Here is a 26,769-nt window from a genome sequence, read left to right on the forward strand (position 1 = left end):
CTCCTTCAGTGATGCGGTGCTGCCGCCTTGGGATAGAAATTGACCGGTTGGACGCCACCCGCAACGACTCCAGGTTTGAGCAGCGGTTCGATGCCGTCCGCGCCGGGCCCGAAGGTTTCCAGCGCTTCGTCCATGTCGCGCACTGGCGGCTCGGCGAGTTCCTCGGCCTGTACCGGCGTCAATGTCTGCAGCAACTCGAATACGCAGGCGTAGCTGCTGCGATTGGCGCGCAGCTTGCGGCCTATGTACGCCAATACATGGATGGCATCGCCCAGCAATCGCTCGGCCTCGCTTGGGTCCTGCTGCGACAAAAACTCCAGGAACAGCGGCACGTAGTCGGGCAGGTCGTCACCGACCATCTGCAGGCCGTGGCGACTGTATTCGGCCAGCAGGTCGACCATGGCCTGGCCACGGTCGCGCGATTCGCCGTGAATATGCTCGAACAGGTGCAGCGACTGCGACGGATTACGGTCGAACGTCATCACATACTGCTGCTGCAGGTCGATCAGCGCGGTCGCTTGCAGGTGCGCCAGCAGCGGCTGCAAGCTTGCATGCCAGCTTGGCAGCGTCTCGATCAGCAGGCCGTCAAGCGCAGGCAACTCCTGCTGCAATTCCGGCTCCGGGTACAGCAGCAAGGCCGACAGCACCTGGTAACCCTGCATGGTATTCAGTGGATCAGACATCGAGGCTCTCCTTTTTTTTGCGCGACTTCGGCATCGCCATGAAAATCTCCGAACCGTGCTTGCGCTTGCCGAACAGGCTGGCGTCGCTGGTCCCGTCCGAGCAGCCATTGCCAAACGTGAAACCGCAGCTGCCCTTGTCGTTGAAGCTGTCCTCGGCCATTTCCTTGTGGCTGCTGGGAATCACGAAACGGTCTTCGTAGTTGGCGATCGCCATGATGTGGTACATGTCTTCGACGGTGGCTACATCCAGCCCCACCTGCTTCAACACTTCCAGGTCAGGCACGGGCGCCACATGCTTGCTGCGCATATAGGCGCGCATGGCCAGCATGCGGTCCAGTGCGCGTATCACCGGTGGCTGGTCGCCGGCCGTCAGCAGGTTGGCCAGGTATTGCACCGGAATGCGCAGGCTGGCGGTGTCCGGCAGGATGCCGTTCTTGCCCAGCTTGCCCGATTCGGCAGCGGCCTGGATCGGCGACAGCGGCGGGATGTACCACACCATCGGCAAGGTGCGGTATTCCGGGTGCAGCGGGAAAGCCACCTTCCACTCGACGGCCATCTTGTAGACGGGCGAGCGCTTGGCCGATTCCAGCCACGAATCGGGAATGCCCTGGCGGCGCGCCTCGTCGATCACGGCCGGGTCGTGCGGGTCGAGGAACAGGCCCAGTTGCGACGGATACAGGTCGCGCGGGTCGGCTACCGAGGCCGCCGCTTCGATCTTGTCGGCGTCATACAGCAGCACGCCAAGATAGCGGATGCGGCCGACGCAGGTTTCCGAGCACACGGTAGGCTGGCCTGCTTCGATGCGCGGGAAGCAGAACGTGCATTTTTCGGCCTTGCCGGACGACCAGTTGTAGTAAATCTTCTTGTACGGGCAACCGGAGATGCACATGCGCCAGCCACGGCACTTGTCCTGGTCGATCAGCACGATGCCGTCATCCTCGCGCTTGTAGACCGAACCCGATGGGCACGACGCCACGCACGTCGGGTTGAGGCAATGCTCGCACAGGCGCGGCAAATACATCATGAAGGTGTTTTCAAACGTGCCGTACATCTCTTTTTGCATATTGTCGAACAGCGCGTCCTGGCTGCGCTGGGCAAATTCGCCGCCCAGGTCATCCTCCCAGTTCGGGCCCCATTCGATCTTGTCCATCTTCTTGCCGGTCAACACCGAGATGGGCCGCGCCGTCGGCGGCGTTTCCGACAGCGGCGCGTTCTGCAGCCGCTCGTAGTCATAGGTGAACGGCTCGTAGTACTCGTCGATCTGCGGCAGGTTCGGGTTGGCGAAGATGTTGGCGAGGATTTTCAAACGGCTGCCCTGGCGCGGCTCGATCTTGCCCGCTTGCGTGCGGCGCCAGCCGCCGTTCCACTTGTCCTGGTTTTCCCACTGCTTCGGGTAGCCGATGCCGGGCTTGGTTTCCACGTTGTTGAACCATGCGTATTCCACGCCATCGCGGCTGGTCCATACGTTCTTGCAGGTGACCGAACAAGTGTGGCAGCCGATGCACTTGTCCAGGTTCAGCACCATGCCGATTTGCGCTCTGATTTTCATGCCATGCTCCCTTGTTCTTCTTTCAACGGGCCTTCGAGCCAGTCGATCTTGTTCATCTTGCGCACCAACACGAATTCATCACGGTTCGAGCCCACCGTGCCGTAGTAATTGAAGCCCCACGACAGCTGGGCATAACCACCGATCATGTGGGTCGGCTTGGTGACGGCGCGCGTGACCGAGTTGTGGATGCCGCCGCGCTTGCCCGACTGTTCAGAACCCGGCACATTGATGATCTTTTCCTGTGCGTGGTACATCATGGTCATGCCTTCGGGTACGCGCTGGCTGACAACGGCGCGTGCGGTCAACGTGCCGTTGACGTTGAATACTTCGATCCAGTCGTTGTCGACGATGCCGGCATTCCTGGCGTCGATCTCGGACAGCCACACATGCGGGCCGCCGCGCGACAGGGTCAGCATGCGCAGATTGTCCGAATACGTCGAATGGATGCCCCATTTCTGGTGCGGCGTAATGAAGTTCAGCGCCAGTTCCTTGTTGCCGTTCGGACTGGCACCCAGCATTTGCGTGGTCGTCCTGGTATTGATGGCCGGCTTGTAGACGCACAGGCCCTCGCCAAAATCGCGCATCCAGCGGTGATCTTGGTAAAACTGCTGGCGGCCCGTCAGTGTGCGCCAGGGGATCAGTTCATGCACATTCGTGTAGCAAGCGTTGTAGCTGACTTCTTCGGATTCGAGGCCCGACCAGGTCGGCGACGAGATGATCTTGCGCGGCTGCGCCTGCACGTCGCGGAAGCGGATCGTGTCGTGCTCGCGCGGCAGCGCCAGGTGGGTATGGTCGCGCCCGGTGATTTTCGACAGCGCGGCCCAGGCTTTCACGGCCACGTGGCCATTTGTTTCCGGCGCCAGCGACAAAATCATCTCGGCCGCATCGATGGCGGTGTCCAGCCTTGGCTGGCCGTGCGCTACACCCTCGGCCAGCACGGTGCGGTTAATGCCGCGCAACACGTCCACTTCATGGCCGGTCTTCCAGCTGATGCCCTTGCCACCATTGCCTATGTTTTCCAGCAGCGGGCCGATCGAGGTGAACTTCTGCCAGATCTTGGTGTAATCGCGCTCGATGACGGTAAAGTTGGGCATGGTCTTGCCGGGTATCGGCTCGCACTCGCCGGCGCGCCAATCTTTCGGGTCGAAAGGCTGGCCCAGCTCACCGGGGGTGTCGTGCATCAGCGGCGTCAACACGATATCGTGCTGCGTGCCCAGATATGCCCCGCCGATTTCCTCGAATTTTTTTGCAATGCCCTTGTAGATTTCCCAGTCCGACTTCGACTGCCACAGCGGCTGCACGGCTTCCGACAGCGGGTGGATGAACGGATGCATGTCGGAGGTATTCAGGTCATCCTTTTCATACCAGGTGGCCGTCGGCAGCACGATGTCGCCGTACAGGCAGGTGGTCGACATGCGGAAGTCCAGCACCACCAAGAGATCGAGCTTGCCTTCGGCGGCAGTGCGCACTTTCACATCGCGCGGCTTGATGCAGTTGTTTTCGTCGCTCATCAGCGCATTCTGCGTGCCCAGCAAATACTTCAGGAAGTACTCGTGGCCCTTGCCCGAGCTGCCCAGGATATTCGAGCGCCAGACAAACATATTGCGCGGGAAGTTGGCAGGGTTGTCGGGATCGTCGCAGGAGAACTCCAGCTGCTTGTTCCTGATCTGGGCCACCGCATAGTCGACCGGATTGACACCGGCGGCCCTGGCGGCGCGCGTCACTTCCAGCGGATTGGTTTGCAGCTGCGGCGCGGACGGCAGCCAGCCCATGCGCTCGGCCTTGGCGTTGTAGTCCAGGAGGGTCATCGGCGCCACGTCGGGGCCGGCCAATGGCGAAGCGATTTCCTCGGTATGCAGCTTTTCATGGCGCCACTGGCTGGTATGGGCGTAGAAGAACGAAGTACCGTTCATCTGGCGCATCGGGCGGTTCCAGTCCTGGGCAAACGCCAGCGGGGTCCAGCCGGTTTGCGGACGCAGTTTTTCCTGGCCGACGTAATGGGCCCAGCCGCCACCCGACTGGCCCACACAGCCGCACATCATCAGCATATTGATGATGCCGCGGTAGGTCATGTCCATGTGGTACCAGTGATTCAGGGCCGCGCCGACGATAACCATGCTCTTGCCACGCGTCTGGTCGGCGTTTTCGGCGAACTGGCGCGCCACGGTGATCACGTCGGCCGCTTTCACGCCCGTATGCTTGACCTGCCAGGCCGGCGTGTACGGCATATCGTCGTCATAGCTGGTAGCGACATTGCCGCCGCCCAGGCCACGGTCGATGCCATAGTTGGCCAGCGTCAGGTCGAATACGGTAGCGACCAGCACGCTGCTGCCGTCGGCCAGTTGCAGGCGCTTGGCTGGCACATTGCGCATCAACATGTCTGTACTGTCTTTGCCGCCGAAGTAAGGAAAGCCGACAGCCACCACTTCATCGCTCTTGCCCAACAGGGACAGTTGCGGATCGACCGGCGCGCTATTGCCGCCCTCTTTCATCTCCAGGTTCCACTTGCCTGCCTCGCCCCAGCGAAAGCCGATCGAACCGGCCGGCGCCACGATGCGGCCAGACACTTCGTCGATCACCAGCGTTTTCCAGTCCGGGTTGTTGGTCTCATCGAGATTGTTGGCCAGGTGCGAGGCGCGCAAAAAGTATTCGGGCGCCAGGATGCCGTTCTGCTCTTTCAACAGCACCAGCATCGGAAAGTCGGTGTACTGCTTGGCGTAACCCTTGAAGTAGGCCGATTGATGGTCTTTATGGTATTCGTTGAGGATCACATGGCCCATGGCCATCGCCAGGGCGGCGTCGGTGCCCTGCTTTGGTGCCAGCCAGATATCGCCGAACTTGGCCATTTCGCCGAAGTCCGACGACACGGCCACGGTCTTCGTGCCTTTGTAGCGCACTTCCGTGTAAAAGTGGGCATCCGGCGTGCGCGTCATCGGCACGTTCGAGCCCCACACCATCAGGAAGGTGGAGTTGTACCAGTCGGCCGATTCCGGCACGTCGGTCTGTTCGCCCCATACTTGCGGGCTGGCTGGCGGCAAGTCGCAGTACCAGTCGTAAAAACTCAGCGCCACGCCACCGATCAGGGACAAATAGCGCGTGCCGGCCGCGTAGCTGACCATCGACATGGCGGGAATGGGCGAAAACCCGACGATGCGGTCCGGGCCATATTTCTTGATCGTCAGCGCATTGGCCGCCGCGATCATTTCATTCGATTCGTCCCAGGTGGCGCGCACGAAACCGCCCAGGCCACGAATCGATTTGTATTGCTGCGAACGCACAGGGTCCTGGCTGATGTAGTCCCAGGCGGTGACCGGGTCCATGGTCTTGCGCGCTTCGCGCCACATTTCCATCAGCCGGCCGCGCACCATCGGATACTTCACGCGCTGGGCCGAATACACATACCAGGAATAGCTGGCGCCGCGCGGGCAGCCGCGCGGCTCGTGATTGGGGAGGTCCGGGCGGGTGCGCGGATAATCGGTCTGCTGGGTTTCCCAGGTGATCAGGCCATTCTTGACATACACCTTCCAGCTGCAGGAACCGGTGCAATTGACGCCGTGCGTCGAGCGCACGATCTTGTCATGCTGCCAGCGCTGGCGATACGCGTTTTCCCAGGTACGGTCTTCATCGACCACGCTGCCATGGCCGTTCGAAAACGGCTCGGCGCTCTTGTTAAAAAACTTCAGACGGTCCAGAAAGTGACTCATGCTACCTCCACACATGCGCCGAACGGGCGGCGCCGGGTCTTAAAAAACGCTGCAGGCCAAGGCCATGGCGTCGATGTGAGGAGTCTAGCGAGCGGCCACCTTGAGCGGTATTGGCAGGAAGTCGGTTTTCTGCACCAGGAATGCATAGGCAGGTAGTCACTCATCTAGTCACTACTGCGTATGGGCTGGGAACGTGCGCTGCGGTATATCTGTCATCCTTTACCGTGCATACAGGAGTTTGCAACATGAGCATTACCGATTACGCCAGCCTCGTCGCCAGCGCGCGCCAGCAGGAACAGCCACAGCGTCTGCTGTTTACCTTCACTCGCGCCGAAGCGGAACCGGGCGGCCAGGGCAAGTCGCTCACGCCGGTGCTGTGCTCCGACAAGCTGCCCGAGGAATTGGAAAGTTTCGAACAATTGCTGGAGGAGTCAAAACAGATGCCGGCGCACTGGGACGTGGTCTTCGTGGCCGGGCTGGCGGGCAGCGCTGGCCAGGCGCCAGCGTCGCAAGAATGCGAGGCGCCGCTACGGGCGATGGTCAAGGCGATCGAGGAAGGACGAATCGACAGTTTGCTGGCGTTTGACCGCAGCGGAGAACTACTGCGTTTCAGTTGAGTCGGGCCACGGGCGCTCGTGCAGGTGTCGCGCGCGCTCTATCGGACACACCAGCGGCAAAAACTGCTGCTGACGCGCCGAATACGCCATCAGCGCGCCGCTGTCTATATCGAAATACCAGCCGTGTAGCTTCAACAGCCCCTGCTCCACCCGGCGTTTCAGCCACGGGTAGGTCAGCAGATTGTCGAGCGACTGCAGGATGCTGGCCAGTTCGCAGGCATGGCGCTGTTCGTGCGCCGAGCGGTGGCCCAGATCGCGCCGCACGCGCTGCGCCACCGGTTCGGCGATGCGCATCCACTGGCCCACGAAATCGGTTTCCTGGCCTTGCGCACGCGGCTGCGGCTCCAGCAGCGCCCGAATACCGCCGCAGCGCGCATGCCCCAATACGATCACCCGCGCCACTTCCAGCTTGCAAACAGCGAACTCGATGCCCGAGCTGACGCCCGGCGGCGCCTCCGGCGTACATGGCGGCACCAGGTTGGCGATATTACGGATCACGAACATGTCGCCCGGGTCGCTGCCCGTCAGCAGCATCGGGTCGACCCGCGAATCGCAGCAGCCGATCAGCAAGGTCGACGGCCGCTGGCCGTCGCGCAGGCTGTCATACAGGGTTTGCGGCTCGCTGAAATACTGCTGCTGGAACAGGCTGAAGCCGTTGACGAATTTTTCCAGTTCTTCCATGATGGTCTCGCTGGCCTTCAGCAGGGCATGGGCGCATTCTTGCGCGCATAGCACCACCAGGTGATTGCGATGCAACTGATGTAAAAACCGATAAAGCACCACAGCGCCGCGTCCGGACTGCCCGTCAAAGCGATCGACGTGCCATAGCTTTTCGGGATGAAGAAGGCACCATAGGCAGCCACGGCCGACGTGAAGCCCAGCACGGCCGCGCCTTCCTTGTTGGCATCGACGATGGCCTGCTCCTGCACCGCCTTCGGCTTGCCGGCAGCAGCGCGCTGGTGCTCGGTCAGAAAGATCACGGGGATCATGCGGAAGGTCGAGGCATTGCCGATGCCGGTGCCGGCAAACAGCACCATGAACATCCAGAAGAAGCCTGCAAAGTTGCCACCGGCACCGCCCTGCGGCATGAAGTACAGCACGCCCAGCACTGCGGCGATCATCAGCAAGAACGACCACAAGGTGACGCGCGCGCCGCCCAGCTTGTCGGAAATGACGCCACCGGCCACGCGCGACAAGGCGCCGACCAGGGGGCCGAGAAACGCATAATCGAGCGGATTGACGTCCGGGAACTGGATCTTGATCAGCAGCGGAAAGGCCGCCGAATAACCGATGAAGGAACCGAAGGTGCCCGTGTACAGCCAGCACATCAGCCAGTTGTGCTTGCGCCTGAAGATTACGGCCTGTTCGGAAAACGAGGCCTTGGCCGAGGCCAGGTCATTCATGCCGAACCAGGCCAGCAAGGTAGACAACGCAATGAACGGAACCCAGACAAAGCCGGCGTTTTGCAACCACATCTGTTTCGTGGCGCCGGCCTTGGCCCACGTCAGGGACTCGCCGCCCCAGGCGCCGAAGACCGCCATGGTAATCACCAGCGGCACCACGAACTGCACCACCGACACGCCAAGGTTACCCAGGCCCGCATTCATGCCCAGCGCGAAACCCTTGCTCGCCTTCGGGTAAAAGAAGCTGATATTGGCCATCGACGAAGCAAAATTGCCGCCGCCGAAGCCGCACAGCAGCGCCAGCACCAGCATGGTCGGGTAGCCGGTATTGACGTCCTGCACGGCAAAGCCGATGCCGATCGCCGGTATCAGCAGCGAACCGGTGGAAATCGCCGTCCAGCGGCGGCCACCGAAGATCGGCACCATGAACGAGTAAAAGATGCGCAAGGTGGCGCCGGACAGGCCGGGCAAGGCGGTCAGCCAGAACAGCTGGTTGTTACTGTAGGTGAAGCCGATATTGGGCAGGTTCACCACCACCACGCTCCACACCATCCACACGGCAAACGCCAGCAGCAGCGCGGGGATCGAGATCCACAAGTTGCGCCCGGCCGTGGCCTTGCCGGTCTGTTGCCAGAAGCTGGGTGTTTCAGGCTCCCAGGTATTGATCATGTATTTGCTCATGGCTTACGCTCCAGCGAGTTGATTGAGTGGTTGGGCAGGGGCCGCGCGTTGCGGCTTGAAAGAAAAATGCATCCAGACGAGGGACACGCAGACCGTGCCGTACAGCAGCATGAAGGCGCTCGAACGCACGCCGGTCAGGTCCACCAGGGCGCCGAACAGTACCGGCAGCACGAAACCACCGAGGCCACCGGCCAGGCCCACCACGCCGGAGACAGCACCGATATTGTCGGAAAAGTCGTCGCCGATGAATTTGAAGACGGACGCCTTGCCCACCGCCATGGCGATGCCAACCACGAATAGCAGCACGGTAAACAGCACCGGCGACAGGCCGACATGAAAGGCCAGCGGGCCGGTGACCGTCTCGATCACCATCTGGGTTTGCGGATACGACAGCAGGAAGAAGCACACCCAGCACACCCACATCACGGCCCACGTGACTTTCGCCGCACCGTATTTGTCCGAAACCCAGCCGCCAAGCGCGCGCAGCACGCCACCGGGCAGCGAAAAGCAGGCCGCCAGCAGCGCCGCGTGTTTCAAATCAAAACCGTATTCGGCCACGTAGTATTTGGTCATCCACAGCGCCAGCGCCACATAGCCGCCGAACACCACCGAGTAGTACTGGCAGTAGCGCCACACGCGCGGATCTTTCAGCACTTTCATTTGCGCAGCAAAACTCTCGCCGGACGGCGCCAGGTGCGACTTGTCGGTAAAGGAAAACAGCCAGAAGATGATGGCCGTAGCCAGCATGGCCACCGCATACACCTTGGGCAGCATTTGCCAGCCGAAGGCGGCGACAATGCCGGGGGCGACAAACTTGGTCAGCGCCGAGCCCGAGTTCCCCGCGCCGAAAATGCCCATCGCCAGCCCGCGCCGCTCCTTTTCGTACCAGCGCGCCACATACGGCGTGCCGACCGAGAACGAGCCGCCGGCCAGGCCGACGAACATGCCCAGCACCAGGAAATGCCAGTAGGCTGTGGCGTAGGAAATGAGCCAGATCGGCACCACGCTGGCCAGCATCAGCAGGAAAAACACGCGCCGCCCGCCGTATTTGTCGGTCCAGATCCCCAGCGGCACGCGCACCAGGGAGCCGGTCAGCACCGGCATGGCAGCGAGCAGGCCGAATTGCGTTTCGGTGAGGCCCAGGCTGGCCTTGATCGGGATGCCCAGCACGGCAAACATCATCCAGACCGCAAAGCAGATGGTGAAGGCGAAGGTACTGCTGACCAGCACGGACAGCTGCTTGCGCCGCACGCCGGGAATATTGATACTACTGTTATTGTTGGTGCCATCTAAGGTAGCCACGATGCTTCTCCATGAATGCACTGGCCGTCTGGCCAGCCGTCCCGACCAGCTTACGTGGCAGCCGCCTGCGGCACTATCGGCCACAGGGTGATTTTGGCAAGGCAATCTGAATAGACGGGTCGGCAGAAGTGACTAGGCACCCTGACAAGGCAGGCGAGCAGGAAGAAGGAAGACAGGACGGGCGCGCAGAGCGTCACGTCCCGGGGAAAACAATCAGGACGACTGCATCGGCTGCTCGAAGCTCAGTTGTATGAACTCGGCCGGATGGCTCAGCGCCACGGCCACGCTGACGCGCAGGGTGCCCTGCACGATGCCGTCGGCCGTCATGGTGCTGCCCGTGCCGACCTCGACACGGAAGGCGTCGCCCGCGCTCGCGCCCAGCAAGGCGCCGTGTTGCCACTGCACGGTAAGGAAGGCAGTGATCGTGCTGCGCAGGGCGTCGTTGGGCATGAATGCATGGGCGGCCATGGCGGCCTTGATCGTTTTTTCGAGCATGATGGCGGTGCGCCGCACCGGGACATAGCGCCAGTCGCCGCTGTTGCCGTCCAGCGTGCGCGCTCCCCATATCAGCAAGCCGCCGCCTGCAAAGGTGCGGATGGCGTTGATGGCCTTGCCGTCCGGCGGCAGGTTCAGGCCTTCATGGTCCTGCTGCGAGATCTCTTCGGCCGCGGCGACGGCGCCGACAATGCCGGTATTGGCGGGCGCCTGCCACACGCCATGCTGCGCGTCGGTACGCGCGTACACGCCAGCCATCGCGGGGCCCGGCGGCAGCTGGTTGGCCAGTGCCAGCAACAGCGCCGCCAGCCGGTAGTACAGGGGACTGGCATCGATCAGCTTGCGGTGCGTATCGATGACCTGCGCCGCCCGGTTGTCCAGGTCCGCCGGCAGGCGGTGAGCGACACTCCTGAATAACAACGCGAGGGTCTCCGTGGCCGCTGGCGCCGCTGCGGGCGATTGCCCGGCCAGCGCGTGCAGCAACGCCTCGGACAGCAGCGCCAGCGCTGCATCGTCGAGGTTATCCCAGGTAATGGTTGGTGGATCGACCAGATTGAAATGCAGCCACGGATAATAGGCGGCGCCAAAGCCCAGAAAACTGCCGTGCAGCGATGCGCGCAAGCCATGGCGGCTGCCGGAAATGATATCGTCTTGCGGGTGCCTGGTGCGCGGCTGTCCACCACCGTACACATCGACCAGCACCATCCGGTCTCTCATCGCACCGCAATGATCGAGCAGTGCCTGCCACACCGCATAACATGCGTCACTGCTGTCCATCAGCGTGGCATCCGGCGCCACGATCAGGCTGACGCCGGCGACGTTTTCCAGGGCGACGAGTTGGTCAAGAAAATCTTCTTTCCGCTTGCCGCGCGCGATCGCATCCGCATGCGTGCCCGTCGACTGCACAAAGGCCGGGCCGCCGCCATTGTCGAAGTAGGACTGCAGGCCGTGGTAGAGGAAAAAACGTGCCTGGTCGTTGTGTGTCGGCAGCAGCTCCAGCGTGCCTTGTTCGACGTGGAGCGAAAATTGCGGCGCATGCGGGCCACCGAACTGCTGCTCGAACTGCCTGATCGACCCGACCAGCACCGGACCGGCAGCCGTATGCTGGCCCGGCTTTTCCGTATAACCGAGGAACAGCGTCATGCCGGTAGCAGCGCCCAAGAGCGAATCGGGCACGGTATCGTCTGCAACAACATATGCACCCGGCGTCTTCAATTGCATCGCTGCTCCTGTGGCATTCGAAATGAAACGCCATTCTATGCCCGGCGCAGTTTTTTTTCACGATTTATTCAGCGTTTCAAACACTTCCAGCGCCCATGACATATGGCCGCCCAGGACAATTCACGCTATGCTGGCCGCTCGTTCACCACCTTGAAAAACTGCACATGGATTATCTGGGTCTCAAGCATTTCCACATGGCTTGCGCCGCCGCCAGCGGCGCCCTGTTCCTGCTGCGCGGCGCATGGATGCTGCGCGCCTCGCCCGCGCTGCAGCAGCGCTGGGTGAAAATCGCGCCGCACCTGGTCGACACGGCCCTGCTGGCGAGCGCCATTACGCTGGCCGTGTGGAGCGGCCAGTCGCCGGGCAAGCATCCCTGGCTGATGGCCAAATTGTGCGCGCTGGTGGCGTACATCGTGCTGGGCACCATCGCCCTGAAACGCGGCAAGACCCTGGCCGTGCGCGCCACTGCGTTTGTGCTTGCCCTGCTGGTGTTTGCCTACATCGTGGCGGTTGCCGTGACGCGCCAGCCCTGGCCCTGGCCCTGACCCTTCTAACGAGCGGCGTAAGCAATCCGGCAATGATACTATTTTGAACATCAACTGCCGGCCATCCCGGTCCTGCAACCACCTCTGAAAGGCCATCATGCTTTTGTCCGAACTGCTGACCCGAATGACCTGCGGCGATATGGAGGGCGAAGAACTCGACGACGCCGTCGCCGCCATCACCAATGCGCCATCGAATCCCCAGGAGGAATGGGTGGACAGCGATGCGCAGGCCTACGCGCTGGAGCTTATCAACCAGCTCGGCGGCTTTATCGCCAGCAGCGACAAGATCGACGAACTGCATGAGCAGATCCAGGAAATGTTCGACGAATTTCCCGATTTTCCGTACGCGCTGCTGGAGGACCGGGAACGTGGCGTGCTGCCCTACTATGAGTGGCTCGACGACGAACTGGCCAAGCGCGCCGTGGACGAAGGCGGCTACGACCTGATCCAGATCGAAGGCTCAGGCACCGACAACATGGATGCGCTGATCGTGTACCGCCGCGACACCGCCGACATCATCCAGGCGGCCGCCCTGATGGGCGTGACGATACAGCGGCCGCTGACGTATTTTCGCGCGGTGCTGGCACAGGTAGAGGCAAACAAGAGCCGGTGAAGCCGGGCCGTTTTTGACATGGTCGGAGGCAACAGGCATTGAAGAACTTGCTTAAGTAACATGCTTGCGCTTACACTTTAACCCGCAGCCATGGCCAATCCGTGCGCAGGCCTGCATCGACTGCCAAGGTACCCGTGCCGCCCATACTCAAGCCTCATACACGCCTGCTGGCTTGCCTGCTGCTGGCCGCGGCCGCCACCTGTGAAGCCAGCGTGCCAGCGGTCAGCGTCCTGCCCGCACTGGTCGCTGCCGGCGTGCCGCCGCAGCTCGACGGCGACTTGAATGACGACGCCTGGCGCGCTGCGCCCGTATATGACACGTTTTACGAATACCTGCCCGAAAACGGCAGGCCCGCGCCACCGCAGCTGCGCACCACGGTGCAGCTGCTGGTGGTCGACGGCGCGCTGGTGTTCGGCATCCGCGCCTGGGACGACGCACCGCACCGGCGCCAGGGCGCGCTGGCGCGGCGCGACAAGGTCGGCCTTGACCAGGACTTTATCGGCATCTGGCTCGACCCCACCGGCCACGGCCGCGCGGCGCAGTTCGTGCGCATCAATACGGCTGGCGTGATCAGCGACGGCATGTACCGCGCCGACGAAGACCTGTCCGACCTGGGGCCGGACTTTCCGATCGACGCCGCCGTCAAGCTGCTCGACGACGGCTACAGCATGGAAGTGCGCTGGCCCCTGTCCAACCTGCGCTTCCCCTACCAAGGCGGCAAGACCTGGCGCGCCATGGTCGAGCGCAGCGTGCCGCATGCAGGCGGCCTGCTGCTGACCAGTACACCGCTCACCAGCGACGCCCTGAGCCATATCGCCGCGCTGCAGGATATAGCCGGCATGGGCGCCACGGTGGCCGGCGTGCGCGACCGCGCGTTTCTGGAACTCAAGCCCGAAGTGACCCTGCGCGCCACCCGCGACGACGACGCGGATGGCCGGCGCCGCGCCAACCGCGCCAGCCTGGGCCTGGAGGTGAACGCCCGCCCGCGCGCTGACTGGGTCTTCAATGGCATGCTCAATCCCGATTACTCGCAGGTGGAAATCGACGAACCGACGTCGTCGGGCGCCAGCCGGATTGCCCTCAGCCTGCCGGAAAAACGCGGATTTTTCCTGGAAAGCGCCGACGTGCTGGGCCTGCCGCTGGCGGCCTTTTATTCGCGCACGGTGGCCGACCCGGAATGGGGCTTGCGCGCCACCTGGCGCGCCGCGCAGCAGGATGCGACGGCCATGAGCTTGCGCGACCAGCCCGGCGGCGTGGTGCTGCGCGGCGGCCCGTATGAAACAGCATCGCACGACCAGACCACGCGCACCCTGGCCAGCCTGGTGCGCGGGCGCTGGCATGGAGATGGTGTGTTGCTGGGCGCTTTCGCCTCGCAGCGCAGGTACAGTCACGATAATGGCCGCGCCGGCGCCAACACGGTGTTCGGCCTTGACGGCCAGTGGCGCGGCGACGGCCAGCAGGCGGCCTGGCTGCTGATGCAGTCGAACAGCAATGTCGCACTGGCCGATGAGGCAAGGCCCGCCCAGCGCACTACCACCCGGCGCGGCCTTTATGGCTGGGGCAAATACACGCACATCAGCGACGCCTGGTGGAACGACGCGGCCTTTGAGGCCAGCAGCGGCGGCTTTGTCAACGACAACGGCTTCGTGCCGCAAACGGGCGTGCTCAAGTTTGATATCAACCTGAACCGCCGCCTGGGGGCCATGCGCCCGGCGTGGAACGGCCTGGCACTGGACCTGTACGAGACCGAAGCCCACCTGGGCCTGCACGAGATTCGCACCGTCGGCGACAGCGTTTCCGGCCAGGCCGGTGGCCAGGTCGTCGAGCGCAAACTGCAGCCCGGCGTGTGGTTCCGTGGCCCGCGCCAGCTCAATTTCTGGGCCAACCTGGGCTTCGACCAGCAGCGCGCCAACCGCCTGGGCCAGCTGCACGATACGCCTGCCGTGCACTTCGGCTTCGAATCGTCGCCCCTGCCCTGGCTGCCCAAACTGAATGCGGAAGTGACGCTGGGCCGCCAGCTCGACGTCGACGCCGACCGGGTCGGCCGTGGCGGCAACGTCACGCTGGATCTGGGCTGGCGCCGCGCCTTGCCCAACGGCTGGGCGCTGGAACTGGACCAGCGCTGGAACCGCGCCTGGGTACAAGGCACGCTGGGCCAGCCCGCTTTTACCGACACCGGCTGGCGCGTGCTGGCCATGCTGCACTTCACCCCGGCCGATTCGCTGCGCCTGCTGGCGCAAAACACGGCCGGCGAGCGGCGCGACGATGGCGTGAGCACACTGGAACCGTGGGCCGAAAAGCAGCTGCACCGCTCGCTGCTGTACCGCCACCTGTGGCGCCACGGGCGCTCGATGTCGGTCGGCTACTCGCGCGACCGGACCCGCGCGCCACAAGTTACCAACCAGGCGCTGACTGTCAAATTTCAATGGGAAGTATGATAGCGCGTTGCACTTTGATTCCAGCGCGAGGCAGAACCGATGACAACTGAGCATTTCCCTTGCAAGCCCTGGGTGTCGTTTTCCATCGTTTTCGCAACGCTGGGCGCGCTACTCATGCTGATTATCATGACTTACTACAAAGAACAACTGCCCTCGGATATCCGGCTGTTCAACGAAACCGGCGTGGAGCTGCAGGATATTGAAGTCAACGGCAAGAACTATGGCACGCTGGCGGCAGGCGCGTTCACCATGTATCAAAGCCATGCAATGGCCTATCGATACGCCAACGTGAAACTGCAAATGCTCGGCAAGGAGGTTCACATGGACCCCGACTGCTATAGCGGAGAAACCCTGCTGGGCAAAGGACGATTTACCTACAAAATTCAAAAAATGGCGGGTCCTGAAATGGCGGTTGATGTCCAGGCGGTAAAAGATCCGGATTGAACCGTCGCGAGCCTGGCCTGTGAAAGAACAGCGACAGCGAGCCCAAACAGCTATCCGGGGACCAGCCGGTCCCTGTCAGTTCTATCGCAGTTCCGGTATCATGCGGGGATGAACCAGATCCCTTTCCATCCGTTTGTTATTGGTGTCGCTGGCGGAAGCGGCAGCGGCAAATCCACCGTATCCCAGCAAGTGCTGGCCTCTTTCGGCGCCGACATGGTGTCGGTCGTGATGCAGGACGATTACTACTGCGACCAGACCCACCTGGCCCCCGAAGTACGCACCCAGCAAAATTACGACCATCCGCAGGCCTTTGAATGGCCCTTGCTGGTACAGCACGTGCAGGCCTTGCGCAATGGCGAAGTGATCGAAATGCCCGAGTACGACTTCACCCAGCACAACCGCTCCGACAAGACCATTACCGTCAGGCCCGCCCCGGTGATCGTGATCGAAGGCCTGTTTGCCCTGTACGACGAAGATTTGCGCAACATGATGTCGCTGAAGATCTTTGTCGACACCGCCTCCGACGTGCGCTTTATCCGCCGCATGCAACGCGATATCATCGAACGCGGCCGCTCGGTGGAAAGCGTGGTCGAGCAGTACCTGAACACCGTGCGCCCGATGCACAAGCAGTTCATCGAGCCGACCAAGCGCAACGCCGACATCATTTTGCCGCATGGCGCCAACGGCCCTGCCGTCGACATGATTACCACCAAGGTGGCAAGCGTGATCGGCAAGTCGAAACGCCAGTAACGCCACTTCAAGGAAACGCATGAACTTTGCTGCCCGTACCGTATTCGGCCTGGCCCTGCTTGCCGCCAGCCCGGCCTTTGCTGCTGCAAGCGCTGCAGCGACCACAGTCACTACCGCGCCCGATCCTGCACACCTTAAAGCCGTACAGGATTTGCTGGCCGCGATGCAGATTGAAAAAGTCGTCAATGGCGTAGCGGCGCGCAGTCGCTACGCCAACGAAAGCCAGAAACAGGCGGTACTGGCCAAAATCGCAAAAGTTGCACCGGCAGAAATGGCCCAGCGCCTGGCGCCAGCGCTGTCGCGCGTGATTTCCGCCGATACGGCAAGCGAAATGACCCGCTACTACAACACGCCCTACGGCAAACAGGTCATCTACAAAAAATACAACTCCGGCGCCCAGCTGATCATGCCCGGCGCCACCAAGACAGTGCCACCGGAAGAAAAAAAGGAACGCAAGCGCGCCGCCTATGTCAAGGCAAGCAAGGAACTTGACGAGGCAGAACCGGTGATCGAGCATGAGGCGTTCAAGCTGATGCAGCAGATCAGCAAGGAAAAGCAGTAATTCGACGCGCCCTGGAAACTGAGCACCGCGAGAACGAGGGTGCGCAGGCAGGAGCTGCTATTGACACACGAGCGGACACATCAGCGAACGATCCATCGCTATAATCAACAGAATTTAAATCAATAGGGGAACTGAAATGGGTGCATGGTCTCACGAGTCGTTAGGAAACGATGATGCATGCGATTGGGTACTGCAGCTGGAACAAAGTAATGACTTTGATCTAGTCGAATCAACACTCGACGCATTGCTCAGTGTCGGCGGCGAGTATCTGGAAGCACCTGAGGCAAGCGAAGCCATTGCTGCCGCCGAGGTCGTGGCGCGCGCGCAAGGAAACTTTGGCATTGAAAACGGCATTTCAAAAGACGTAGACGCATGGGTGGAACGAGTCAAGATAAACCCGTCAGCAGCTCTGATTGATAAAGCATGCCGTGCCTTGGATCGCATCTTGACCGAACCTTCCGAATTAATGGAGTTATGGGAAGAGTCCGAAGACTCAGAGGCCTGGCAGCATCAGGTGAAAGAACTTAGAGCTCGCGTTAAAGGCCAAGCGTCATAGCGTACTGACGTGCCTGTGCTTCGGCAAACAAACACAGGCTGGCCTGCGCAAGCGCGGATAAATGACAAGTCTGGTGACGACATTGAACCGATTTTTCGCACTGCGTCACGGAAAGAAGATCAGGCTGTCTTCGGCCAGTAGCGGAGCTGGATTTTCGCGACGAGGGTATGCAGTACACCAGGATAAATTGCTGCGAACAACTACAAAACATGCGCATTCGTCCTTTCCCCTGGAAGTCGATTTTGCTGGCGCCGTTCGCCAGCGTTCCCGCATTGACGCTTACCGGATTAGGAAGTTCAGCCGCTGGCATGGGATCTGATTTTGGTTGGGGAATTTTTTTCGGGCTCTTGCTTGCGGTTCCGATTTGCTTTTTATTCGTGCTGCTGGTGGGCGTGCCGGTGTTCCTGATTTTCCGGTCTTATATATATTTATTGCTGGTGACGACATGCGCACTGGGCTTCGCCGTGCCGTTCCTGATGTTGTTTGGCGACGCGCCATTGCGCACAACGCTCGGAGCGGCCTGCTCTGGCGTCTCGGTGGCGATTGCCGCATATTTGCTGCGACCTGAAGATAAAGTTGCGGCTAGCTGAACATGTGAGTGCTATCTTGGGCATTACTGCCAGGCTTAGCCAAAATCGCTATAAAGAGGCAAAACCACAACGGTTCAAGATACTTGGGCGTTGGAAGGACCGGACTATAAAGGAACTGCATGCAAGTCACATTAGAACCGGTCACAGCCGAAAACTTCGAAACGCTGATGGAAATGGAACTGCCTCCAGAACAAGCGCACTTCCTCGCCAGTAACGCCTATTCAATTGCACAATCACATTACTACACCGACTGGCGACCACGCGCGATCTATTGTGACGGCGCTCCCGCAGGTTTCGCGCTGTATGACGTGAAAAGCAACGACGAGCTTGGGCACTATGCAATCTATCGACTCATGGTTGATTATCCGCACCAGGGCCAGGGAATTGGTCGTCGCGCAATGGAACTGCTGCTGTCCCAGATTCGCGCTTACCCGGACGCTCGCCGAATCACGATCTGTTACAAGCCGAGTAACACGACAGCCGCCAGGTTTTACGCTTCGCTCGGCTTTGTTGAGACCAATATTGATGAAGCGGGAGAAATGATCGCGGAAATATTGCTGTGAATTTCGTGAACTGTGTATTCGACGGATTGGAAGATATCTCCGCTGACTGGAACAGTTCAATCTCTACGCTGTGAATGATCGCCAAGTTGACAGCACGCCTGGAAGGCACGCTTTGGGGTCAGTTCATTCGGCCCGCTGTGTTTTAACACTGCACACCATACACAGATTCCCTTCAACAACCCCCTCCCCTGCGCTAGAATCTGCCTTCGCCCGGTCGTCCAAAGGTCAGCCGCGCCAACAAAACCACTATAAAAACACCAGGGAGTGACAGTGAGCTTAACAAGAACCAAAAACCTGGACGACATGATCGCCCACAGCAAAAAACCGGGTGGCCTGGCCAAGGTACTGGGGCCGTTCGACCTGGTGCTGATGGGCATCGGCGCCATCGTCGGCACAGGGATCTTCGTGCTGACCGGTACCGGCGCGCTGACGGCCGGGCCGGCTTTGTCGCTGTCGTTCGTGATTGCCGCCGTGGCCTGCTGCTTTGCCGCCCTGTGCTATGCGGAATTCGCTTCCACCGTGCCGGTAGCCGGTTCCATCTACACCTACACCTACGCCACCATGGGCGAGCTGGCGGCCTGGATGATAGGCTGGGATCTGCTGCTCGAATACGGGCTGGCGGCCGCTGCCGTGTGTGTCGGCTGGTCCGGTTATTTCCAGTCGCTGATCGCCGGCCTCGGCATTGTGCTGCCAGTGGAACTGACGGCTGCGCCCGGCGCGCTGCCCGGGGTCGCTACCTGGATCAACCTGCCGGCGCTGGTCATCATGCTGCTGCTCACCGCCATGCTGGGCTGGGGCGTGCGCGAATCGGCGCGCCTGAACAACTTCATGGTGGCCATCAAGATCGGCGTGGTGCTGCTGTTTATTATTTTTGGCGCGCGCCATGTGCAGCCGGCCAACTGGCAACCCTATATGCCGTTCGGCATGAATGGCGTGATGAGTGCGGCGGCGCTGGTGTTCTTTGCCTTTATCGGCTTTGACGCCGTCACTTCGGCCGCAGAAGAAGTCAAGAAGCCCTCGCGCGACCTGCCGATCGGCATTATCGGTTCGCTGGCCGTGTGCGCCGTGCTGTATGTAGTGGTGTCGGCGATTATGACCGGCATCGTGCCGTATCAAAAATTCTTGGGCGTTGACCACCCGGTCTCGCTGGCGCTGCAATATGCGGGCGAAAACTGGATCGCGGGCTTTGTCGATCTGGGCGCGATCCTGGGCATGACCACCGTGATTCTGGTAATGGCGTTTGGCCAGACCCGCATTATCTTCGCCATGTCGCGCGACGGCCTGCTGCCGGCCCGCCTGTCGAGCGTGCATCCGCGCTTCCAGACGCCGTTTTTTGCCACTTGGCTGGTGGGCATCGTGTTTGGCCTGATCGCTGCCGTGATTCCGCTCAATATCCTGGCGGAACTGATCAATATCGGTACCCTGGCCGCGTTCACGCTGGTGGCGATTGCCGTGGTCGTGCTGCGCAAGAAGCGCCCTGACCTGCCGCGCGCCTTCCGCTGCCCGGCCGTACCGCTGGTGCCGGCGCTGGCCGTGATCTTCTGCGTGGCCCTGATGAGTTATCTGAGCCTGGTAACCTGGATCGCCTTCGGCATCTGGCTGGCAATCGGCCTGGTGGTTTATTTCGGCTATGCCCGCAAACGTTCGCTGCTGCACCCAAAAGCCTGATTTCCTGGCGCACTGCGGCGTGCGCGACAGCCCTTGTTGCCCGCCGCAGTTATGATGGCATTCTCCACATCAAGACGAGTTTCGCCATGCCCCCAGCTCCCGCCCTGCTCGAAGCACACCAGACCGAACAGTTGAAACGCGACCGCCTGCGCACCATGCAGTGGGTGGCCGTCGGCTTGCTGGTGGCTGCCGCCCTGCTGTTTGCGCTGGCGCGCTCGCAACGCGCAAGCCACCCTGCCTGGGGTTATCTGGAAGCGTTTGCCGAAGCATCGATGGTTGGTGCGATTGCAGACTGGTTTGCCGTGGTCGCCCTGTTTCGCCACCCGCTGGGTATACCGATCTGGCACACGGCGATTATTCCGAACAGCAAGGACAGCATAGGCCAGAGCCTGGGCTCCTTCGTGGAAAACCATTTTATTACCGAGCAAGGCATTGCCGAACGCATTGCACAGGCCGACCCGGCCGAACTGCTGGGCGCTTGGCTGCGCAATCCCCTGCACGCGCAGCAACTGGGCCAGTCGAGCGCCGGGATCGCAAAACAGCTGCTGTCCATGCTGAACCACGAGCAACTGCGCGAGCTGGTGCGCAGCAAGGCCACCGATTACCTGGGCCAGCTGAACCTCTCCAGCGTGGCCGCCGACAGCATCGATGCACTGATTGCCGACGGCAAGCCGCAGGAACTGCTCGACTTCGTGCTCGACAAGGGCGCCGACTACCTGGCTGACGAAAGCCACCACGCCGCCATCGGCGACTTTGCACTCAATGCCTTCCATATCGAAAACAGGCTGGTCAAGGCAGGCCTGGTGCTGTACGAAGCACGCATGATCAGGTCGCTGCAGGAATTCGTCGTCGCTGTGCGCGCCGACCCGCAGCATCCGGTGCGCGCGCGCCTGTCGGGCTGGATCGCCGACAGCGCACTGCACCTGAAAAACGATGCTGACTGGCAGGACACCGTCCGGCAATACCAGCGCCAGGCACTGGCCAGCGACAAGGTGCAGGCCATGCTGGGCGAGGCCTGGGATACGCTGGTAGAACGCCTGCAGGCAGACCTGGACAGCGAACAGCCGGTGCTGGCGCGCACGATTGCCAGCATCGCGGCCAATACCGGCAAGGTACTGGGCAGCGACGCAACAGCGAAGGCCTGGCTGAACGACACCATCGTTGCCGGCAGTAGCTCGCTGGTGCGCCGCTACCGGGGCGAAGTGGGCGCCTTTATCGAAAGCCGCCTGGCGCTGTGGAGCAAGGACGAGATGAGCGACCGTATCGAACTGGCCATCGGCCGCGATCTGCAGTTTATCCGCATCAACGGCACCGTGGTGGGCGGCCTGGCCGGGCTGCTGATTTACGCCGTCAGCCACGCCTGGTAGGCCAGCGTTACCAGTTCACGGCGATTTTTGATGGAATACGAGAGCACGTTGGTGGGCGCCATTGCGGCGATGCGCTGGGCGGAATGAACGCGCAAGCAGTCTGGCGCGCGGCAAGCCTGGATACGATGCTTTGATTGAATGACGGCAGGCCATCGCCAGCAACACTGAACCTTGCCGATTTGTAATGATAGAGTGGTTGACGCCACCGCAGCGCCTGCCTAGCATGGATTGCAAATGCGGCAACCCGCCCGCATGTAAACGGAGTTTTCCATGCGCCACTTCCATCTCCCTTGCCTGTTCACCCGGATCGCCGCAGCCGGCCTGTTCATCACGCTTGCCGCCACGACAGCCACCACTGCCAACGCCCAAGCCCAAGTGGGCGTGCAAACGCCAGCCGGCTGGCGGATGATGCCCTTGCTGTCCATCAGGGGGCATATCCAGAATGCCGATAGCGACGATAACGTCCAGTTGATGTACAACGATGAGCAGCAGCTGGTGGGCGTGGTGATGGTCACCTTTACGCCTGGCGGTGGTTACTCCGGCCTGCTGAAATCATTCAAGTACAACGAGGGCGATGCCAATCCGCCGGTCTTGTCGATGATAGCGCCTGGCGACTACCGGCCTGCTTGCCATCCAGGCAGTTCATGCGAGGCGGTACATATCGCCAACCAGGCAATCGGACTGTGCTTCGGTGAAGCATCGTGCCGGATTCTGTATTACGACGGCAAAGAGCTGCGCGACATCGTCATGACGGACTGATGACCGGGCGGCGGCAAAATAAGCCACAAGCCAGGAAGATTTACAGCCACCCTTCCCGCTTCAGCCGCCGGTGCAGAACAAAGCAGCCGGCCACGATCACCGCCATCACCGCCGGATAGCCGCCGCGCCAATTGAGTTCGGGCATGAATTTGAAGTTCATGCCATACAGGCTGAACACCATGGTTGGCACGGCAAGGATGCCGGCCCAGGCGGCCAGGCGCTTGACGACCTCGTTCTGGCGGATCGATATCTGGCCCAGTGCCACCTGCATGGCGGCATTGACCATTTCGCGCATCTGGTTGGCCGTGTGCGTCACGCGTTTGACGTGATCGAGAATGTCGCGATAGTAAATGCGGTTTTCCTTGGGCACGATATCGCCGTGAAAACGGATCAGCTGGGTGCAGATTTCATGCAGCGGGTTCACCGCTGCGTCGAGTTTGAGCAATTCGGTTTTCAACTGGTAGAAATCCTGCAGCTTGTCTTCGTTCAGGCTGGGCTTGAACAGCTGCGCTTCATATTGCTGGAACTTGGACTGCAGCATGTCGATGCAGGGCTGGTACTGGTCGACGATAAAATCGATGATGGAATACAGTACATAGCCGGGGCCGCTGGCCAGTTTTTCGGGCACGGTTTCCTTGCGCTCGCGCAGCTTGGCGTAGCCGGCAGACGGGCCATGGCGCACGGTGATAATGAAGCGGCAGCCGAGAAACACGTGAGTTTCGCCGTAGACGATGGCCTGGCCGTCAAGGCTGGCCGTGTGCATCACCATGAACAGGGTGTCGCCGTACTCTTCCAGCTTGGGCCGCTCGTGCGCGCCTTCGGCGTCTTCCACCGCCAGCTCGTGCAGGCCGAAGGCCGATTGCAGCGCCTGCATGGCGGCACTGTCGGGGCCGGCCAGTCCGATCCACACAAAACAATCAGGATCGCCGAGAAAATCGCCGACCTTGTCGATGTCGAAGTGGGCAAGTTTCTTGCCGTGGCGATAGGCTTCGCAATTGACGACGGTGGCGTGCTGACTCAAGTCCATGGTGTACATACTGGCTGCTGGGGAGGACGGCCAGTATAGCGGAAAAGCAAGCTCTTTCTGTTAATCGTTTCACAAGCCCTGCGCCGGTACACGAGCCATGCGCCGCCAGCACACAATGACGGCGGCAAGGATGGCCGATGGTATCCATATCCACTGGATTTCGGACAGCAATACCCGCACCCCGGCGCCACTGAAAAACCGCCGTATGCTCAAGGGGCTGACCTCGATAACACGCAATGGGAAGAACAGTCGCTCATCTGATATCGGCCAGAACAAGGCGACGCCGAGTCCGCCGTTGGTCAGCATGTCCAGCAGCGGGTGCGAGGCGGTGGCAAACAATATAAAGAAAAATGCATGCTGGCGCGAGGCCCGCAACTGCCGGGCGAATGTCCAGGCCAGCACGCCGAGCAGCAGCGCAAACAGCAGGCTATGCGTAATACCCCGGTGGCCCAGGTAGTGGGCATAGGGCACGCCAAGGTGAAAGCCCAGCACGTCGGCGTCAGGCAGCATGGCCACGGCCATACCCAGCAACAACAGCTGTGGTGGAATGGTTTTGCTGCCCAGGGCAAGCCCGGCGGCCAGGGGAACGACGGCATGCGAAATAATCGATGGCATAAGATGTCCACAGGAGATGGCAATGTCAAAGCTTCCCGGGAGAATGAGCTGTCTCGTCAGCGCTGTCAAATGATCGTATCGATCACCGTAAAAAATAGGCTGAAAACGACCATGGCAATAATGCCAATCAAGCAAAACTAATTTCTTTGATGTAATCATTGCGTCACACTCGGCTGCTACGCTGGCGTCCGTCAGCAATCCGTCCGCAGCCACCTTAAAGTACCCCACACCATGAAATTCACCCAATTGAAAACCGGACCCCGGGTCCTGATCTCGTTCGCCATGGTTCTGTTCGTCATGGCCTGCATTACCGGCATCGCCCTGTGGCGTTTGCATGCCGCCAATGACAACACCGACTACCTGGTCAAGGACAAGTTGGCCAAGCAGCAGCTCGCTTCCGAACTGCTGGGCACGGCCAAACTCAATGGCAATAGCGCACTGTCGATCGCCAAGAGCGACAGCCTGGAAACGGGCGAATACTTCCAGGCGCAACTGAACCTGGGCGACAAGACCGTCGAGCAGTTGATGGCGCAAATGAAAGCCTTGCCAAAAAATAGCACCGAGGCGGCACTGGCAGATGAGGTCGCCAAGAACCAGAAAGCCTATCTTGCCGTACGCAAGGAGGTACTGACCTTCAAGGACCAGGGCCGCACCCAGGAAGTGGAGCAACTGACCGGCACCACCATGAAAACCACCTTCGGCGCATATGCCGCAGCGCTGACCAAGCTGTTGGACTACCAGACCAAAGAAGCCAACGCCCTGGCCGCCGCTTCGGCCAGCCAGTACCAGAGCAGCGTTGCCACCCTGCTTGCCTTTGGCGCACTGGCCCTGATCACGGGCGCCGCGCTGGCATGGGCGATTACCCGCAGCATCGTCGTGCCGCTGCGCCATGCGGTCGATATTGCCGAGCGCGTCGCCAGGGGCGATTTGCGCCATGTTGATGTTCAACCACGCAGCGATGAGGTGGGCCAGTTGCTCAATGCCCTGCACAATATGACGGTACGCCTGGGCGAAACCGTCAAGCTGGTGCACGATGGCGCCATTACCATCGACACCGCCTCGCGCGAACTGTCGACCGGCAACCTGGACCTGTCGCGCCGCACCGAGCACCAGGCGGGCGCGCTGCAGGAAACGGCCTCGTCGATGGAAGAGCTGACGGCGGCTGTCAAAGGCAATACCAGCAATGCGCGCCAGGCCAATGAACTGGTGTTGTCCGCATCGCAGGTGGCAAAAAAGGGCGGCAGCGTGGTCGATGACGTGGTCGACACCATGGATGCGATCAGCGCGGCGGCGAAAAAGATTGTCGATATTATCGGCGTGATCGATGGCATCGCGTTCCAGACCAATATCCTGGCGCTGAACGCCGCCGTCGAAGCGGCGCGTGCCGGCGAGCAAGGGCGCGGCTTTGCGGTGGTGGCCGGTGAAGTGCGCAATCTTGCGCAGCGTTCGGCCACGGCCGCGCGCGAGATCAAGCAGCTGATCAATGCCTCGGTCGACAAGATTGAAACGGGCAGCGTGCTGGCCCATGCGGCCGGCGACACCATGACCGAGATCGTGGCCAGCGTGGAGCGCGTGACGGCCATCATGGCCCAGATCGCCTCGGCCAGCACTGAGCAGGAGTCGGGCATTGCTGAAATCAACGGCGCGATTACCGCCATCGACAATGTCACCCAGCAAAATGCCGCGCTGGTCGAAGAAGCGGCCGCCTCCGCAGAATCAGTCCATAGCGAAGCGACCACCCTGCTGCGCGTGGTGGGCTTCTTTACGGTCGACGATGCGGTGGTGATGGCGCCCGAAGTGGTGCAAGCGGCCGCCAGCGTCGTGCGCCAGCCTCGCCGCAGGCCGGAAACCTTGAGCCTGCCGGCCGGTGGCACACCGGCGCTGGGCTAGGCTACCACCGGGAATTTATTGGGCGGCTGGCCTGGCGTGGCCGAATGCGCGCGCCGTGCAAGCAGCCGGGCCGGATTGCCGCCCCATATTTCGCCGGCGCCGATGTGCACGCCCTTGGTCACCACCGAGTTGGCGGCCACCATGGCGCCGTTGCCTATCGTCACGCCAGGTAACAGAACGACGTGCGCGCCGACAGTGACGCCGTCACCGATGACGATGGGGAAATGCGCCAGCTGGCGCCCTTCGATCTGGTGCGGCACCAGCAGCGAGCCCTCGCCCATGATGCAGTTGGCGCCGATGCGCACGAAGGTGGGGTCGCAGATGAGGCCGGCGCTCCAGGTATTCGCCCCCAGTTGCGCGCCCAGCGCCAGGTAGACCAGGCGCAACAGCGGTATCGGCAGCCAGCCGCCGCGCAGCACGGTGTTGAACAGGATCAGGTAAAACAGCACATACACCTGGTAAATGGCTTCGTGGCGCGAACCCGCCGCGATGACGCCCGGTCGCAGCGGCAGCGCGGCCAGCGCCAGCCGGTGCACCAGCAGCGCATAGAGTTGTATCAGCAGCAATGCCGCCAGCCAGGCGACGACGCCATCGGCCGCCGGGTGCAGCGCGAACAGCGCCAGCACGCGGGTGCCGAGCTGCAGCGTGGCGCCGACCAGCGCGAATACCAGGCACAACAACAGCAGGAAGACCGCGACCGGCACCGCACGCATGCTGCGCATGGCGT

At 61.4% G+C, this 26,769-nt stretch carries 24 protein-coding genes; 14 read left to right on the plus strand and 10 right to left on the minus strand.

What is annotated here, in order from left to right:
• Nucleotides 1–5 precede the first annotated feature (5 nt).
• The 3 genes from narJ to ACQ4WM_RS01035 are packed head-to-tail and all read right to left on the minus strand — an operon-like array spanning nt 6 to nt 5,936.
• A complete protein-coding gene (gene narJ / locus ACQ4WM_RS01025) occupies nt 6–683 on the minus strand; it encodes a nitrate reductase molybdenum cofactor assembly chaperone (protein ID WP_436544863.1) in 678 nt (225 codons plus the stop codon).
• Entirely contained in the window at nt 676–2,232 is a 1,557-nt protein-coding gene (narH, locus tag ACQ4WM_RS01030; RefSeq protein ID WP_436544864.1) for a nitrate reductase subunit beta, read from the minus strand. The genes narJ and narH overlap by 8 nt, the downstream gene beginning before the upstream one ends.
• Nucleotides 2,229–5,936, minus strand: coding sequence for a nitrate reductase subunit alpha (locus ACQ4WM_RS01035; RefSeq protein WP_436544865.1), 3,708 nt, complete (start codon nt 5,934–5,936; stop codon nt 2,229–2,231). The genes narH and ACQ4WM_RS01035 overlap by 4 nt, the downstream gene beginning before the upstream one ends.
• Before the next feature lie 245 nt (nt 5,937–6,181).
• On the opposite strand from ACQ4WM_RS01035, the gene ACQ4WM_RS01040 reads away from it, so the two are divergent.
• Nucleotides 6,182–6,553, plus strand: coding sequence for a ribonucleotide reductase subunit alpha (locus tag ACQ4WM_RS01040; RefSeq protein ID WP_436544866.1), 372 nt, complete (start codon nt 6,182–6,184; stop codon nt 6,551–6,553).
• On the opposite strand, the gene ACQ4WM_RS01045 is transcribed toward ACQ4WM_RS01040, so the two are convergent.
• From ACQ4WM_RS01045 to ACQ4WM_RS01060, 4 genes are all read right to left on the minus strand, one after another.
• Nucleotides 6,536–7,234 (minus strand): carbonic anhydrase, encoded by a 699-nt coding sequence (locus ACQ4WM_RS01045; RefSeq protein WP_436544867.1) that lies wholly within the window; start codon nt 7,232–7,234, stop codon nt 6,536–6,538. The genes ACQ4WM_RS01040 and ACQ4WM_RS01045 overlap by 18 nt on opposite strands.
• A gap of 17 nt (nt 7,235–7,251) precedes the next feature.
• A complete protein-coding gene (locus ACQ4WM_RS01050; protein ID WP_436544868.1) occupies nt 7,252–8,637 on the minus strand; it encodes a NarK family nitrate/nitrite MFS transporter in 1,386 nt (461 codons plus the stop codon).
• A gap of 3 nt (nt 8,638–8,640) precedes the next feature.
• Nucleotides 8,641–9,888, minus strand: coding sequence for an MFS transporter (locus tag ACQ4WM_RS01055; protein WP_436546178.1), 1,248 nt, complete (start codon nt 9,886–9,888; stop codon nt 8,641–8,643).
• A 264-nt stretch (nt 9,889–10,152) separates the two neighbouring features.
• Nucleotides 10,153–11,655 (minus strand): phage tail sheath family protein, encoded by a 1,503-nt coding sequence (locus ACQ4WM_RS01060; protein WP_436544869.1) that lies wholly within the window; start codon nt 11,653–11,655, stop codon nt 10,153–10,155.
• Nucleotides 11,656–11,819: 164 nt separating this feature from the next.
• Here ACQ4WM_RS01060 and ACQ4WM_RS01065 point away from each other — a divergent pair, with 164 nt between their 5' ends.
• The 12 genes from ACQ4WM_RS01065 to ACQ4WM_RS01120 all read left to right on the plus strand — a co-directional run bounded on the left by ACQ4WM_RS01065 (nt 11,820) and on the right by ACQ4WM_RS01120 (nt 22,510).
• On the plus strand, nt 11,820–12,200 hold the full coding sequence (locus tag ACQ4WM_RS01065; RefSeq protein WP_436544870.1) for a SirB2 family protein: 381 nt from the start codon (nt 11,820–11,822) through the stop codon (nt 12,198–12,200).
• A gap of 97 nt (nt 12,201–12,297) precedes the next feature.
• Nucleotides 12,298–12,813, plus strand: a complete 516-nt coding sequence (locus tag ACQ4WM_RS01070; protein WP_436544871.1) for a hypothetical protein — start codon at nt 12,298–12,300, stop codon at nt 12,811–12,813.
• 101 nt (nt 12,814–12,914) lie between these two features.
• Nucleotides 12,915–15,251 carry a DOMON domain-containing protein gene (locus ACQ4WM_RS01075; RefSeq protein ID WP_436544872.1) on the plus strand — a complete coding sequence of 779 codons (2,337 nt, stop codon included), beginning with the start codon at nt 12,915–12,917 and terminating at the stop codon, nt 15,249–15,251.
• Between the two features lie 39 nt (nt 15,252–15,290).
• A complete protein-coding gene (locus tag ACQ4WM_RS01080) occupies nt 15,291–15,695 on the plus strand; it encodes a hypothetical protein (protein WP_436544873.1) in 405 nt (134 codons plus the stop codon).
• 108 nt (nt 15,696–15,803) lie between these two features.
• A complete protein-coding gene (gene udk, locus ACQ4WM_RS01085) occupies nt 15,804–16,445 on the plus strand; it encodes a uridine kinase (RefSeq protein WP_436544874.1) in 642 nt (213 codons plus the stop codon).
• 19 nt (nt 16,446–16,464) lie between these two features.
• Nucleotides 16,465–17,007, plus strand: coding sequence for a hypothetical protein (locus tag ACQ4WM_RS01090; RefSeq protein WP_436544875.1), 543 nt, complete (start codon nt 16,465–16,467; stop codon nt 17,005–17,007).
• A 136-nt stretch (nt 17,008–17,143) separates the two neighbouring features.
• Entirely contained in the window at nt 17,144–17,563 is a 420-nt protein-coding gene (locus ACQ4WM_RS01095; protein ID WP_436544876.1) for a DUF4259 domain-containing protein, read from the plus strand.
• Nucleotides 17,564–17,730: 167 nt separating this feature from the next.
• Nucleotides 17,731–18,153, plus strand: a complete 423-nt coding sequence (locus tag ACQ4WM_RS01100; protein ID WP_436544877.1) for a hypothetical protein — start codon at nt 17,731–17,733, stop codon at nt 18,151–18,153.
• A gap of 119 nt (nt 18,154–18,272) precedes the next feature.
• Nucleotides 18,273–18,716, plus strand: coding sequence for a GNAT family N-acetyltransferase (locus ACQ4WM_RS01105; protein ID WP_436544878.1), 444 nt, complete (start codon nt 18,273–18,275; stop codon nt 18,714–18,716).
• A 270-nt stretch (nt 18,717–18,986) separates the two neighbouring features.
• Nucleotides 18,987–20,384: a branched-chain amino acid transporter BcaP gene (gene bcaP / locus ACQ4WM_RS01110; RefSeq protein ID WP_436544879.1), complete on the plus strand. Its 1,398-nt coding sequence runs from the start codon at nt 18,987–18,989 to the stop codon at nt 20,382–20,384.
• 86 nt (nt 20,385–20,470) lie between these two features.
• Entirely contained in the window at nt 20,471–21,751 is a 1,281-nt protein-coding gene (locus ACQ4WM_RS01115) for a DUF445 domain-containing protein (RefSeq protein ID WP_436544880.1), read from the plus strand.
• Nucleotides 21,752–22,021: 270 nt separating this feature from the next.
• A complete protein-coding gene (locus ACQ4WM_RS01120; RefSeq protein WP_436544881.1) occupies nt 22,022–22,510 on the plus strand; it encodes a hypothetical protein in 489 nt (162 codons plus the stop codon).
• Between the two features lie 40 nt (nt 22,511–22,550).
• Here the strand turns inward: ACQ4WM_RS01120 and corA are convergent, their stop codons facing one another.
• Complete coding sequence (gene corA, locus ACQ4WM_RS01125) at nt 22,551–23,537, minus strand: magnesium/cobalt transporter CorA (RefSeq protein WP_436544882.1); 987 nt, start codon at nt 23,535–23,537, stop codon at nt 22,551–22,553.
• A 69-nt stretch (nt 23,538–23,606) separates the two neighbouring features.
• Complete coding sequence (locus ACQ4WM_RS01130; RefSeq protein ID WP_436544883.1) at nt 23,607–24,488, minus strand: metal-dependent hydrolase; 882 nt, start codon at nt 24,486–24,488, stop codon at nt 23,607–23,609.
• Between ACQ4WM_RS01130 and ACQ4WM_RS01135 the strand changes: the two genes are divergently transcribed.
• The gene (locus ACQ4WM_RS01135; RefSeq protein ID WP_436544884.1) at nt 24,450–26,042 is read left to right on the plus strand and encodes a methyl-accepting chemotaxis protein; all 1,593 of its coding nucleotides are present in this window, start codon (nt 24,450–24,452) and stop codon (nt 26,040–26,042) included. The two genes, ACQ4WM_RS01130 and ACQ4WM_RS01135, sit on opposite strands and share 39 nt — an antisense overlap.
• On the opposite strand, the gene ACQ4WM_RS01140 is transcribed toward ACQ4WM_RS01135, so the two are convergent.
• The gene (locus ACQ4WM_RS01140; protein ID WP_436544885.1) at nt 26,039–26,764 is read right to left on the minus strand and encodes an acyltransferase; all 726 of its coding nucleotides are present in this window, start codon (nt 26,762–26,764) and stop codon (nt 26,039–26,041) included. The genes ACQ4WM_RS01135 and ACQ4WM_RS01140 overlap by 4 nt on opposite strands.
• Nucleotides 26,765–26,769: the final 5 nt, after the last annotated feature.

Source organism: Janthinobacterium longum (assembly GCF_051380735.1).
Classification (GTDB): domain Bacteria; phylum Pseudomonadota; class Gammaproteobacteria; order Burkholderiales; family Burkholderiaceae_D; genus Janthinobacterium.